Consider the following 13,444-nt stretch of genomic DNA (forward strand, 5'->3'; position numbering starts at 1 on the left):
TATCCTGTTCCATTGCACGCCATGAGCCAAGCCCCTGTTCGCACTCCGCTAAAACCTCTGGATGTGGCGCTTGCCGAGTTGCTGGCGCACGCCTTGCCACTGGCTGGTAACGAGCGCGTATCCACCTTCGAGGCCGACGGGCGTGTGCTGGCGGAAGATCTGGTGTCGGCCCTCGATGTGCCCGCGCATGACAACAGCTCGATGGACGGCTATGCGGTGCGTGCGGCCGAGTGCGGCGACCCGCAAGCCTGGCTGCCAGTCAGCCAGCGCATTCCTGCCGGCTTCAATGGGGAGGCTCTGGCCACCGGGACCGTCGCCCGCATCTTCACTGGCGCCCCCATTCCGGCAGGCGCTGACGCGGTGGTGATGCAGGAAGACTGCACCGCCCGCGCCGCCGAGGCGGGTGACGCATCGCCGGCAGTGCAAGTGCAGAAAATGCCGCAGTCCGGTCAATGGATTCGCCGCCGAGGCGAAGACGTGGCCCGTGGCGATGTGGTCCTGCGGCACGGCGAGCGCTTGAGCCCCGCCTCGCTGGGTCTCGCGGCCAGCATTGGTTTTGGTGAACTCAGCGTCGCGCCGCGTGTGCGCGTGGCACTGTTCTCCACCGGCGATGAACTGGTCATGCCCGGCGAGGTCGCCCCCGCCGACATGAAGCCCGGCGCCATCTACAACTCCAACCGTTTCTTCTTGCGTGCCATGCTGCAGCGCCTTGGCTGCGTGGTGACCGACCTCGGCATCGTGCCCGATCGGCTGGATGCCACCACCGCCGCACTGAAAGGCGCGAGTCAGCAGCATGACCTGATCCTCACCAGCGGCGGTGTGTCGGTCGGTGAAGAAGACCACATCAAGCCCGCCGTGCAATCCCTCGGTGAACTCAGCTTGTGGCAACTGGCCATCAAGCCGGGCAAGCCCTTTGCCTATGGGCGTGTGGGCGCGGCCCACTTCATCGGCTTGCCCGGCAACCCGGTCTCCAGCTTTGTCACTTTCCTGCTGCTGGTGCGCCCGTTTCTGCTGGCGCTGCAGGGGGGCACGGAACTGGCGCCATCACCCATCACGCTGCCTGCACACTTTGTGTGGCCCAAGGCCGACAAGCGGCGCGAGTTTCTCCGGGTTCGCCGCAATGCGGCCGGTGGTCTTGACCTGTTTGCCAACCAGAGCTCTGGCGTGCTGACGTCGGCGGTGTGGGGCGATGGCCTGGTGGACAACCCGGCCGGCCGGACCATCGCCCACGGCGATCCGGTCCAGTTCATTCCCTTTCCCGCATTCCTTGCCTGATTCGCAGCACCGCCATGAAAGTCACCATCAAGTACTTTGCGTCCATCCGTGAAGCCATCGGGCAGGGCAGTGAGACACGCGACACCGCAGCCACCACCCTGGCCGGCTTGCGCGATGAACTGCTGAGCGCAAGCCCCGCCCACGCCCAGAGCCTGGCGCGCGGCAAGTCGGTGCGCATGGCGCTCAACCAAGTGATGAGCGACGAGTCCGCGCTGCTCAGCGAGGGTTGCGAGGTCGCGTTCTTCCCGCCTGTCACCGGCGGCTGATCCAGGGGCGACGCCATCGCGTCAAGCGGCGACGACACCCCGTGTGTGCAGGAGCAGTGGCAAAATTGCTGCATGACTTCGCCCCGTGTATTCATTCAGACCGCTGATTTCAACCTCGCCGACGAGATCGCTGCCTTGCGCGCGGACAACCGGGGCGTGGGGGCGGTCTGCAGTTTTGTCGGTACTGTGCGCGATCGCAATGACGGGCTGAACGTCAGCAGCATGGAGCTGGAGCACTACCCCGGCATGACTGAAAAAGCCATCGAAGCCATGATTGACGAAGCCTTCAAACGCTTCAATATTCTGGGCGCCCGTGTCATCCACCGTGTCGGTCTGCTGCAGCCACTGGACCAGGTGGTGATGGTCGCTGTGACCTCAGCCCACCGTGGCGAGAGCTTCAAGGCCTGCGAATTCCTGATGGATTACCTGAAGACACAGGCGCCGTTCTGGAAGAAGGAAGAAACGCCAGCCGGTGCGCGCTGGGTGGATGCTCGGGTCAGTGACGACGCAGCCCTCGCCAAATGGGGCATCGCGGCCAGCAACGCCTGAGCGAGGTCTCAGTTCAGGTATTTGGGGCGGTCTGCAGGTTCTGGCAGCGCCCCAGACTCTTCGGCGTCAGGCGACCCAGCAGCAGGTAACGCCTGCGGAGCAAGCGGCGTGATGTCTTCCAGCCATTGGGAGGACTTCAGTGCCTGGGTCAGCAGATGCAGCAGGCCCTGGGTCATTTGTGCGTCCATCATCAGGTCGATGTGGCTGTTGCGGCCCGGCAGCTTTTCAGACAGCTGCATCTGAAGCTGTCCGGGCTTGAGGACAGTGATCTTGACCTCGGTCACCAGCAATGGCGGTTTTTCGGAGCCGGACGCTCCGGTTTCTGCGGCACCGGTCGGTGAAGCATAAGGTGTCTTGAAGTCACCCGCGTAGGCCAGCTCTTCCTTGCGAAACTGCTCGAGCAGGCGCTGGCGCTGATCTTCCAGCGGAATGGCCGCGTCGACCACCGGCGCCAGCAGCGCCAGCTGGTCGCCCGCAGCCTTGCGCAGCACGGGCAGCAGGGCCAGCGTGAAACGCCTTGTCAGCCACACACGGAATTCGACCGTGTGGTCCGCATTGAAGCGCATCAGCAGGCGGTCCTGCTCGCTCTGGTAGGCGACTGTCACCTGCTTGATATTCATCAAACGATTCTAGGTCCTGTTCGCGCTATGGTGAGCAGATGCAAGTTGTGCGAACCCCGCCGGGAATCTATTGAAAAACGCCCGCAGCGCCTTAAATGACGGTTAATCAGAATCGGGAGCTCTCCATGCGACAAGACAAACTCACCACCAAATTCCAGGAAGCGCTGGGCGATGCCCAGTCGCTGGCCCTGGGCAACGACAACGCCTACATCGAGCCCGCCCACCTGCTGGCCGCCATGCTGCGTCAGGACGATGGCCCGCGGGCGCTGCTTGAGCGCGCAGGCGTCAACGTCAATGGCCTTGGCCAGGCGGCAGACACTGCCGTCAAGAAGCTGCCCCAGGTGCAGGGGCAGGAACAGGTGCAGGTCGGGCAGGAGCTGGCCAAGCTGCTGCAGGCCACCGAAAAGGAAGCCATCAAGCGCAACGACCAGTTCATCGCCGGTGAGCTGTTCCTTTTGGCCGTGGCCGACAGCAAGGCCGAGGTGGGCAAGATCGCCCGCGAGAACGGCTTGTCGCGCAAGTCGCTGGAGGCGGCCATCAACGCCGTGCGTGGCGGCCAGAACGTCAACAGCGCTGATGCCGAAGGCCAGCGCGAAGCTCTCAAGAAATACTGCCTTGACCTCACCGAGCGCGCCCGGCTGGGCAAGCTGGATCCGGTGATCGGCCGCGACGACGAAATCCGCCGCGCCATCCAGGTGCTGCAGCGCCGCACCAAGAACAACCCGGTGCTGATCGGTGAGCCCGGCGTGGGCAAGACCGCGATTGTCGAAGGCCTGGCCCAGCGCATCGTGGCCGGCGAGGTGCCGGAGTCGCTCAAGGGCAAGCGGGTGCTGAGTCTGGACATGGCGGCGCTGCTGGCCGGTGCCAAGTTCCGTGGCGAGTTTGAAGAGCGCCTGAAAACCGTGCTCAATGAACTGGCCAAGGACGAAGGCCAGACCATCGTCTTCATTGATGAACTGCACACCATGGTGGGGGCCGGCAAGGCTGAAGGCGCGATGGATGCAGGCAACATGTTGAAACCTGCATTGGCGCGCGGCGAGTTGCATTGCGTGGGTGCCACGACGCTTGACGAATACCGCAAGTACATCGAGAAAGACGCCGCACTGGAGCGCCGCTTCCAGAAAATTCTGGTGGGCGAGCCGACGGTGGAAGCGACCATTGCCATTTTGCGCGGCCTGCAGGAAAAGTACGAAGTGCACCACGGCGTGCAGATCACCGACCCGGCCATTGTGGCGGCGGCCGAGTTGAGCCACCGCTACATCACCGACCGCTTCCTGCCCGACAAGGCGATTGACCTGATCGACGAGGCCGCGGCCAAGATCAAGATCGAGATGGACTCTAAGCCCGAGGTGATGGACAAGCTCGACCGCCGGCTGATCCAGCTGCAGATCGAGCGCGAAGCCGTGCGCCGCGAGAAGGACGAGGCCTCGCAGAAACGCTTTGGCCTGATCGAAGAAGAGATCACCCGGCTGCAGAAGGAAATCTCTGATCTCGACGAAATCTGGCAGGCCGAAAAGGCCCAGGCGCTGGGCTCCAAGGACGTGATGGAAGAGATCGACCGAATCCGTTTCCAGATCGAGGAGTTCACCCGCAAGGGCGACTTCAACAAGGTGGCCGAGTTGCAGTACGGCAAGCTGCCGGAGCTGGAAAAACGCTTGAAACAGGCGCAAGCTACCGAGGCGAAAAAGGGTGCCGACAACGCACCCAAGCTGCTGCGCACCCAGGTCGGTGCGGAAGAGATCGCCGAAGTGGTGGCCCGTGCCACGGGCATTCCGGTGGCCAAACTGATGCAGGGTGAGCGCGACAAATTGCTGCAGATGGAAGGCAAGCTGCACCAGCGCGTGGTCGGCCAGGATGAGGCGATTGGCGCAGTGGCCAACGCCATCCGTCGTTCGCGTTCAGGTCTGAGCGACCCGAACCGGCCCACCGGCTCCTTCCTGTTCCTAGGCCCCACCGGCGTCGGCAAGACCGAGCTGTGCAAGGCGCTGGCCGGCTTCCTGTTCGACAGCGAAGACCACCTGATCCGCATCGACATGAGCGAGTTCATGGAAAAGCATTCGGTGGCCCGCCTGATTGGTGCGCCTCCGGGCTATGTGGGTTACGAGGAGGGCGGCTACCTGACCGAAGCCGTGCGCCGCAAGCCTTACAGCGTGCTGCTGCTCGACGAGGTGGAAAAGGCCCACCCCGATGTCTTCAATGTGCTGCTGCAGGTGCTGGACGACGGCCGCCTGACCGACGGCCAGGGCCGCACCGTGGACTTCAAGAACACCGTGATCGTGATGACCAGCAACATCGGCTCGCCCATCATCCAGAACATGGTCGGCAAGCCGTATGACGAGATCAAGGACGCTGTGACGGACGAGCTGAAGAACTACTTCCGCCCCGAGTTTTTGAACCGCATTGACGAGACCGTGGTGTTCCATTCGCTCGACGCGAAAAACATCGAGTCGATTGCGCGTATCCAGCTGCAGGTACTGCTGGAGCGCCTGCAGAAGATGGACCTCACGCTGGAGGTGTCAGAGGCGGCGATTTCCGAACTGGCGAAGGTCGGCTTCGACCCGGTGTTCGGCGCCCGGCCGCTCAAGCGTGCGATTCAGCAGCGGATTGAAAACCCGCTCTCCAAGCTGCTGCTGGAAGGGCGCTTTCCGCCCAAGAGCACCATCCCGGTCGATGTGGATCCGATCCGCGAGCCGGGGGTGTTCCGCTTCGAGGCGCCGGCACATTGAATGGGCGCGCGGCACGGACGGCTATTGCGCCGTCCAGCCGCCATCCACCGGCAGCGACACGCCAGTCAGGTTGTGCGCAGCCGGTTCGCACAGCCAGGTGACCACGCGGGCGATTTCGTCGGGCAGCGAGGTGCGCTGGCTGGGCTGTTTTTCCTTCAGCAGATCCCGCACGGCAGTTTCACGCCCCGTGCCCAGTTGCAGGGCCCGTGCATCAATCTGCGGCTGGATGATGGCTGTCTCGGTCCAGCCGGGGCAGATGCAATTGACGGTCACACCGCCGCTTTCGCGGCTTCCGGCATTGGCGTATTCCAGCGCAGCCACGCGGCTCATGCCGACCATGCCAAACTTGGCCGCCACATAAGGCGCCTTGTGAACCGAGGCCACCAGGCCGTGCACCGACGCGATGTTGATGACCCGGCCGTAGCCGCGAAGGGCCATGGGCGGTAGCGCCAGGCGCATGGTGTCGAATGCGGCTGACAGGTTGATGGCAATGATGTCATCCCAGTTGGCGCGCGGCATCTCGGCCAGCGGTGCGGTGTGCTGAATGCCGGCGTTGTTGACGAGGATGTCAATCGGGCCCGAGGCCAGTGCGGCTTCCATCATCTGTTGCACCTGGCTGGCTTCGCGCAGGTTGTACGTCAACACCTCGACTGCAGGTGCGCCAGCGTCGAGCACGGCGGCGCGCGCTTGCTGCTCCAGGGTGTCGCTGGGCAGGCCATGCAGCACCAGGGTGCAGCCCTGACGGGCCAGTTCCCTTGCAATCGCAAGGCCAATACCCTGCAGCGAACCCGTCACCAGTGCACGGCGACCTGTCAGATGCTTCTCACTCACGCTGCTTCTCCTTCAGCTGCTCGCGCAGCACTGTTTTCAACACCTTGCCGTAGTTGTTCTTCGGCAGGCTTTCCACGATTTCGTAGCGCTTGGGTCGCTTGAAGCGTGCGATGTGTGCCAGACAGACCGCGTCCAGCGTGTCCGTGTCCAGCGTCACGCCAGGCTGAGGCACCACAAAGGCCACCACGACTTCCCCCCATTCCGGATCAGGTGCGCCCACCACCGACGCCTCGGCCACGCCGGGTGCCAGCAGCAGGACCTCTTCCACCTCGCGGGGATAGATGTTGGAGCCACCGCTGATCAGCACATCCTTGCTGCGGTCCTTGAGTGTCAGAAATCCGTCTTCGTCCATCGAGCCCATGTCGCCGGTGAAAAGCCAGCCGTCCTGCAGCGCGGCTGCCGTGGCCTCTGCATCCCGCCAGTAGCCGCTCATGACCGTGTCCCCGCGGACCAGCACTTCACCGACCTCACCCGACGGCAGGGCCTGACCAGCCAGGTCAGCCACACGCACCTCCACCGGTGTCTGTGCCATGCCAACCGAGGCGAGGCGCTGGGCATGGCGTGGATGCCGGGTGTCTGCCAGCTGGGCGCGTGAAAGGGCGGTGATCACCATCGGGCTTTCGCCCTGTCCGTAGATCTGGACAAATCGGGGCCCCATGACCGCGATGGCACGCTCGATGTCGGCCGCGTACATCGGTGCACCGCCGTAGACGATGGTCTTGAAGCCGTTGCTGTCCGCACCGGTGGCGCTGGCATGGTCCACCAGCCGCTTGACGATGGTGGGCGCTGCGAACATGGTGAGCCGCCCGACCGATTGCGCCAGCCCGAAAATTTCTTCTGGATCGAAACCGCCAGACCCGGGCACCACGTGGCGTGCGCCCACGATCACGTGGGGTATGGCGTAAATGCCGGCGCCGTGTGACATCGGTGCGGCGTACACGATGGCGTCACGCGACCCGATGGCATCCACGTCCACAAAATAAGTCATCCCCATGGTCAGCAGATTGCGGTGGGTCAGCATGACCCCCTTGGGCTTGCCGGTGGTGCCACTGGTGTAGAAGAGCCAGGCGAGGTCTGTGGCAGACCGCTCGGTCACGGGCGCAGGGGATAGGGCAAAGAGTTCCTCGTAGCCGGCGCTGGTGACGTCCAGCGTGCGGCCGGGTGCCACCAGCCCGCTGCCCACATCAGGCGTGACAAATGCCCAGCTGGCCTGGGCGTGGTCCAGTATCCACTGCGCCTCCCGCAGATGCAGCTTGGCATTCATCGGTACCACCACCAGACCCGCCCACCAGGCGCCGTAAAGCACTTCAAGGTAAGCCGGATGGTTGCGCATGAACAGCGCCACGCGCTCGCCGGGGGCAAGGCCTGCAGCCGCGAAGGCCGCAGCCAGCCGGGCCGCCCGCTCAGCGAGCCCGCCGTAGTCGCGCAATTGCTGGCTGCCTTCAAAAAGCGCCGGCCGCTGCGGGTCGGCCAGGGCGATGCGCCGGAGCGTAATGGCGAGGTTCATGCGGACTGCTGGTGCCAGCCAGTGTGAGGGGGGTGTGACAAGGGTTTCTCGGGGATTCCGGGCGAAGCCGCAAGGATAGGCCCTGCTCGACGCAGCATCCATAGAGTAGTAATACCTCATGGAATGCCCCATGGAGTAACACTACGTCTGGCGTGCCGGGCACCACGGCATCTACGCTTGCGCTCCCGAAGTGGGTCGAACAACAAAGGAGACAAGCATGAAAAAGGCACTGACAGGGGTACTTGGCCGGACGGCCTGTGTGCTGGCACTCGCGCTGGGGCAGACCGCCGCGCTGGCAGCGGATATCGTGATCAGCCAGTTGGCGCCGCTGACCGGCGTGCTGGCCAGCACCGGCAAGCAGATGGTGCTGGGTGGCCAGATCTATTTCAACCACATCAATGACACCGGCGGCATACACGGCCAGAAGATTCGCGTGCTGGTCGCCGACGATGGCTACAAGGTGGAAGAAACCGCGCGGCTGACCCGGGAAGCGCTGGCCAACCCCGAGGTGGTGGCGTTGTACGGCTTTGCCGGCACCTCGAATGTCGGCAAGCTGCTGACCGACGGTGTGCTGGAGCAAGGCGGAGCGGCCCTGGTGGCACCGTACACCGGTGGTGAGCCGCTGCGCAGCCCGTTCAACCCGTGGATCTTTCACGTGCGTGCCGGTTACGCCGACGAGGCCGAGCACATGGTGCAGCAGGTCACTACCCTGGGCATGACGCGCATCGCCGTGATGTACCAGGACGACGGCTTCGGCAAGGCTGGCCTCGAAGGGGTGCAGAAAGCACTGGCCAAGCGACAGCTGACGCTTTCGGTCGCGGCGCCCTATGAACGCAACACCGACAAGGTCGATGAGGCCGTCAAGCAGGTGAAGGCTTCGGACGCCCAGGCGGTGATCATGATTTCGGTGAACAAGTCCACCTCGGCTTTCATCAAGCGCTACCGCGAAGCCGGCGGCGGGGCGCAGCTCTACAACATTTCAGTGGTGGACCCGGCCGAGATCGTCAAGCTCGCTGGCCTGGCGAACGCGCACGGACTGGGCGTCAGCCAGGTGGTGCCTTATCCCTTCATGCCGAGTCTGCCCGTGGTGCGCGAATACCAGGCCCTGCTGCGCAAGTACGCACCGGGCGAGTTGGTGAACTACACCAGCTTCGAGCAGTTTCTTGGCGCCAAGGTGCTTGTGGAGGGGCTGCGGCGCGCCGGCCCGAAGCCGACCCGCGCGAAAGTGGTGAAGGCGCTCGAGAGCATGGGGCGCTTTGACCTCGGGGGAACCTCGGTGAGTTACTCCGCCGAGAACCGCGTGGGCTCGCGCTATGTCGAGGTGACCGTGATTGGCAGCAGCGGCAGACTGCTGAAGTGAGGCAGGCGCTCAGGCACCACCCACGAGGCGCGCCACCAGTTCGCCATGGGTGGCCGCTTCGTATTTCTTCATCAGCCGTCCGCGATGGGCCTCCACGGTGCGCGGACTGATGCCCAGTGCCCGCCCGATCTGCTTGCTGGTTGATCCGGTCACCAGATGCTGGGCGATTTCGCGCTCGCGCAGCGTCAGGTGGTGAGTTACGGGCCGGCGTTCCGAAATGTCCTCGAACATCCAGACGGCACAGGCGAAAGGGTCTGAGCGGTCCAGTGCGCGCCCGGCCACATGGCACCAGAACAGCGTGCCGTCACGGCGCCGCATGATGCGTTCGTCGTTGTAGGTGCCCTTTTCCCGCATGACCGGCAGCCCCAGGTTGCCCACATGCGTGAATTCGTCCATCGACGGGTACAGCGGCGCCAGCGGTTGCCCCAGCAGTTCATCGATTTCGTAGCCGAACTGGCGCGCAAAAGTCTCGTTGCACAGCTCAACCACCCGCTGGCGCGAAACGCACATGCCGACCGGCGCCAGATTGAAGGCCAGCTCCAGCGTGTGCAGGGTGTCCATAAGGTGATCGGGGCTTGTCATGCGGCCCGATTGTGGGGGAAGTACTGGTACTGGCCATCAGCAAATACCTTACTACGACTTTCAGCGCGATCTTCAGTGCGATCTTCAGTTCGATTCGGACTCGGTCGTGCTACTCAGCCGAGGCGATGTCAGGCGGTGTCTTTATCCCCGCAGCCCGACAAAAATATTCTGCACATCGTCGTTGGCATCAATCGCCGCGAGGAAGGCCTCGACTTCTTCCAGATGCGCCGGGCTGAGCGATCCCGGGTCAATCGGGTTCTTGGGCCGGTAGCCCAGCTTCGCTGAGAGCACCGTGAAGCCGTGCGCCGGCAGCGCGTGGCTGACGAGGTACAGGTCGGCTGCGTCGGTGAGGAACAGTGTGGTGCCTGCCTCCTCGCCGGGTTCAAAATCCTGCGCACCGGCTTCGATGGCAGCGACTTCTGCATCGGCGCCCGCGGCAGTGGGTTCGGCTTCGATCATGCCCACATGGTCAAAGTCCCACGCGACTGAGCCAGAGGTGCCCAGGTGCCCCTTGCGGAACAGCACGCGCACCTCGGAGGCGGTGCGATTCAGGTTGTCGGTCAGGCACTCGACCATCACCGGCACCTGGTGTGGCGCGAAGCCCTCATACATCACGTGCTCAAAGTGCACCGCCTCGCCGCCTAGACCAGCGCCTTTCTTGATGGCGCGCTCCAGGGTGTCTTTGGGCATCGACACCTTGCGGGCCTGCTCCACCACCAGCCGCAGCCGGGCATTTGACGCCGGATCCGCGCCGCTGCGTGCAGCCACCATGATTTCCTTGGCCAGCTTGCCAAACACCTTGCCTTTGGCGTTCGCTGCCAGTTCCTTGCCTTTTGCTTTCCATTGCGCGCCCATGGGGATGCTCCTTGTTGTTGTCGTTCTTGTGGGTGTTGTTTGATCGGTTCACTTGATCGGAATGACTGTGCCCGCAGGCACCGGCACCGCCGTCACGCTGTTTTGTGGAGAACCTTCAATGATCCGGTCAGAGTAGGTGAGGTAGACCAGCGTATTGCGTTTGGTGTCCACCATGCGCACCACGCGCAGCCGTTTGAAGACCAGCGAGATGCGCTCACTGAACATTTCTTCCTGCCGTTCGATGGGCTTGTCGCCAAAGCTGATGATGCCGGTCTGGCGGCAGGCAATCGAGGCTTCGGCCTTGTCTTCAGCCAGACCCAGAGCGCCCTTGATACCGCCTGTCTTGGCGCGCGAGACATAGCAGGTGATGCCTTTGACTTTGGGGTCGTCGTAGGCGTCCACCACGATCTTGTGGTCAGGGCCGATGAACTTGAACACGGTGTCTACCGCGCCAATTTCTTCGCTGTTGGCGCCGCAGGCAGCCAGAAAGAGGGCGATGGCGCCGGCGCAGCCGTAAAAGGTTTTGGAGCGCTTGCCGCTGGTGGTACGTTTTTGGGGGGGTGTGGGTGTGTTCATGGACGTTACCTCCGTGGGTTTCCGTGTCGTGATCACCCCATTATGGATTCCCGCCGTGGCCCGTCCCGCCACAGGGCAGCAGGCCCGCTCAGCGCTTGCGACGCGGGCTGCGGATTTTCAGCAACCTGGCGGCATTGCCGCCCAGGATCTGCTGGCGCTCAGCGTCCGAGAGCTGGGCCACGCGCTCAACCAGTCCCACCGGGTCTTCGTCGCCCATGTCAAACGGGTAGTCGCTGCCCAGCATGACCTGTTTGGCGCCCATCTGGTCCACCAGCGTCGCAAGCAGGCCGGTGTCAAAAGTCACGGTGTCGAAGTAAAACTTCTTCAGGTACGAAGACGGCTTCTTCTTGCTGATGGCCGTCTGCGCGTCGGGCCGCACCTTCCAGCCGTGGTCCATGCGGGCAAAGGCATGCGGCATGTAGCCGCCGCCGTGCGCCACGCAGAACTTGAGCTTGGGGAAGCGGTCCACCACACCGCCGAAGATCAGGTGCGCGACCGCGAGAGTCGACTCCAGCGGGTTGCCGATGATGTTGTTGAAGTAGTAGTCGGTCATGCGGTCCGCATGGGTGAAGCCCATGGGGTGCAGAAACAGCACGGTGCCCAGCTCTTCGGCCTTGGCAAAGAACTTGTCCAGGCCCAGCCGCTTGTCGGCGAGGTCCATGCCGTTGACGTTGGTGCCGATCTCGATGCCGCGCATGTCCAGCTTCGTGACACAGCGCACCAGTTCTTTGGTGGCCAAGGCGGCGTTCTGCAGCGGCACACTGCCAATGCCGACAAAGCGGTCCGGGTGCGCGCCGGCAATTGCCGCAATGCGGTCGTTGATGCCGCGTGCCAGTTCCAGCCCGAAATCGGCATCGGCGTAGTAGTAGTACTGCGCCGGTGCTGGCGACACGGCCTGCACGTCGATGCCCATGCGGTCCATGTCACGCAGGCGCACGGCGATGTCGGAGAGCTTAGGGCCGCGCACCTTCATCTGGCTCATGTTGATGTCGCGCGTCATCTGGTTGGCATAGACGATGGACGGCTCTTTTTCAAACGGCTTCAGGGGCGCGGCCTTGGCGGCGGCATCGGCGTTGAAGTAGTGGCAATGAATGTCGATGCGCAGCGGCCCTGTGTTGCTGCGGCCGATGCGGTTGCGGCCCGGCTGACTCGCGGTGCTGGAGTCGGTGGTCGCCGCGTCTGCGCCAGCGCCGGCGCTGACGTCATGGGTGCACTGGTCATGGTTCAGTGCGTTGCAGGTCACAAACATGGTCAATCCTTGGGTGATACGGTTGCTGGGGCGATGCCCCGGGGCTGAAAGGCCTGGCGGATGTCGTCGGTGCTGGCACCTGAGCGCAACAGCAGCGTGAGCAGCAGCCGTGCCTTGCCGGCGCTGAGGTGGCCGCAGGGAATCGCGCCTTTGGCGATCAGGTCCATCTCGGAGCCCGGGAAGCCATAGGTTTTGGTGAACACCCGCCCGGCCCGCACGCGGGTGCACAGCACCACCGGCATTTCGGTGGCCAGTCGGGCCACTGCCTCGGCAGCACCTGCAGGCACATGCCCGGCGCCCATGCCTTCAACCACCGCGCCGCTGTAGCCCAGCTCGGCCAGCACGGGCAGCAGGCGGCCGTCTTCATCGAGGCCAAGCGAGACAAGCGCGACGCGGCTGTCGTGCTGCAGCGCTTCCTTGACCGGAGCAATATCGCGCTGCGGCGTCATCATCAGTTCGACCCGGCCTTCCGACACCATGCCGATGCAGCCAGTGCCCGGTGAGGTGAAGGCGCTGGTCAGCCCGGTGTGCGACTTTTGCACCCAGCGCGCCGAGTGGATCTCGTCATTCAGCACCACCACCACGCCAAGACCAGCGAGGCGCCGGTCAGCCGCAGCTGTCACCGCGGCGAGGATGTTGGCCGGGCCGTCGGCGCCTGCAGCCTGCGGGCCGCGCATCGCGCCGGTCACCACCACCGGGTGGGTGCCATCGGTCAGCAGATCCAGCACAAAGGCGGTGTCTTCAATCGTGTCGGTGCCTTGCACCACCACGGCACCATCAAAGCCCGCTGCGAAGCGGTCTTTGAGCAGCGTGGCCACCTCGGTGAGGTTCTGGATGCTCAGCGACGCACCAGGCAGGCTGAAACGGGTGAGGGCTTCGAGCGAGGCAACCGACGACAGTTGCGGAACGCTGGCCACCAGATGCTCGGCCGTCAGTGTGGGGGTGATGCCACCAGCGGCGCTGGTGGTCATGGTGATGGTGCCGCCAAGCGACACCACAAGAATGCGTGGCAGTGTCATGCGGACTGGTTTCGCTTTATTTGCATTCG

13 protein-coding genes are annotated in these 13,444 nt (G+C 63.8%); 5 read left to right on the plus strand and 8 right to left on the minus strand.

The features are described 5' to 3' along the window. Positions 1-21 precede the first annotated feature (21 nt). The 3 genes from glp (at position 22) to AAG793_RS02025 (ending at position 2,090) form a co-directional block, all read left to right on the plus strand. Positions 22-1,275, plus strand: coding sequence for a gephyrin-like molybdotransferase Glp (gene glp, locus AAG793_RS02015; protein WP_341903319.1), 1,254 nt, complete (start codon positions 22-24; stop codon positions 1,273-1,275). 14 nt (positions 1,276-1,289) lie between these two features. After that, on the plus strand, positions 1,290-1,541 hold the full coding sequence (gene moaD, locus AAG793_RS02020) for a molybdopterin converting factor subunit 1 (protein WP_341903321.1): 252 nt from the start codon (positions 1,290-1,292) through the stop codon (positions 1,539-1,541). A 72-nt stretch (positions 1,542-1,613) separates the two neighbouring features. Continuing rightward, positions 1,614-2,090, plus strand: coding sequence for a molybdenum cofactor biosynthesis protein MoaE (locus AAG793_RS02025; protein WP_341903322.1), 477 nt, complete (start codon positions 1,614-1,616; stop codon positions 2,088-2,090). A gap of 8 nt (positions 2,091-2,098) precedes the next feature. Here AAG793_RS02025 and AAG793_RS02030 read toward each other — a convergent pair whose 3' ends face one another. Next, positions 2,099-2,710 (minus strand): hypothetical protein, encoded by a 612-nt coding sequence (locus AAG793_RS02030; protein WP_341903324.1) that lies wholly within the window; start codon positions 2,708-2,710, stop codon positions 2,099-2,101. Positions 2,711-2,835: 125 nt separating this feature from the next. Between AAG793_RS02030 and clpB the strand changes: the two genes are divergently transcribed. Continuing rightward, positions 2,836-5,436, plus strand: a complete 2,601-nt coding sequence (gene clpB / locus AAG793_RS02035; protein WP_341903327.1) for an ATP-dependent chaperone ClpB — start codon at positions 2,836-2,838, stop codon at positions 5,434-5,436. A gap of 21 nt (positions 5,437-5,457) precedes the next feature. On the opposite strand, the gene AAG793_RS02040 is transcribed toward clpB, so the two are convergent. Then, positions 5,458-6,267 carry a 3-hydroxybutyrate dehydrogenase gene (locus AAG793_RS02040; RefSeq protein WP_341903330.1) on the minus strand — a complete coding sequence of 270 codons (810 nt, stop codon included), beginning with the start codon at positions 6,265-6,267 and terminating at the stop codon, positions 5,458-5,460. Beyond that, positions 6,260-7,774: an AMP-binding protein gene (locus tag AAG793_RS02045; protein WP_341903332.1), complete on the minus strand. Its 1,515-nt coding sequence runs from the start codon at positions 7,772-7,774 to the stop codon at positions 6,260-6,262. Before AAG793_RS02045 ends, AAG793_RS02040 begins: the two co-directional genes overlap by 8 nt. 217 nt (positions 7,775-7,991) lie before the next feature. On the opposite strand from AAG793_RS02045, the gene AAG793_RS02050 reads away from it, so the two are divergent. Beyond that, the gene (locus AAG793_RS02050; RefSeq protein WP_341903335.1) at positions 7,992-9,134 is read left to right on the plus strand and encodes an ABC transporter substrate-binding protein; all 1,143 of its coding nucleotides are present in this window, start codon (positions 7,992-7,994) and stop codon (positions 9,132-9,134) included. 9 nt (positions 9,135-9,143) lie between these two features. Here AAG793_RS02050 and AAG793_RS02055 read toward each other — a convergent pair whose 3' ends face one another. From AAG793_RS02055 to AAG793_RS02075, 5 genes are all read right to left on the minus strand, one after another. Next, positions 9,144-9,695 (minus strand): LuxR C-terminal-related transcriptional regulator, encoded by a 552-nt coding sequence (locus AAG793_RS02055; RefSeq protein ID WP_341903337.1) that lies wholly within the window; start codon positions 9,693-9,695, stop codon positions 9,144-9,146. Positions 9,696-9,857: 162 nt separating this feature from the next. Continuing rightward, complete coding sequence (locus AAG793_RS02060) at positions 9,858-10,571, minus strand: YebC/PmpR family DNA-binding transcriptional regulator (RefSeq protein WP_341903340.1); 714 nt, start codon at positions 10,569-10,571, stop codon at positions 9,858-9,860. A gap of 48 nt (positions 10,572-10,619) precedes the next feature. Beyond that, positions 10,620-11,147, minus strand: coding sequence for a CreA family protein (locus tag AAG793_RS02065; protein WP_341903343.1), 528 nt, complete (start codon positions 11,145-11,147; stop codon positions 10,620-10,622). Between the two features lie 88 nt (positions 11,148-11,235). Further along, positions 11,236-12,396, minus strand: a complete 1,161-nt coding sequence (locus AAG793_RS02070; protein ID WP_341903348.1) for an amidohydrolase family protein — start codon at positions 12,394-12,396, stop codon at positions 11,236-11,238. A 2-nt stretch (positions 12,397-12,398) separates the two neighbouring features. Next, a complete protein-coding gene (locus AAG793_RS02075; protein ID WP_341903350.1) occupies positions 12,399-13,415 on the minus strand; it encodes an asparaginase in 1,017 nt (338 codons plus the stop codon). Positions 13,416-13,444: the final 29 nt, after the last annotated feature.

Source organism: Polaromonas sp. YR568 (assembly GCF_943372955.1).
In the GTDB taxonomy this organism is placed as follows: domain Bacteria; phylum Pseudomonadota; class Gammaproteobacteria; order Burkholderiales; family Burkholderiaceae_C; genus Polaromonas.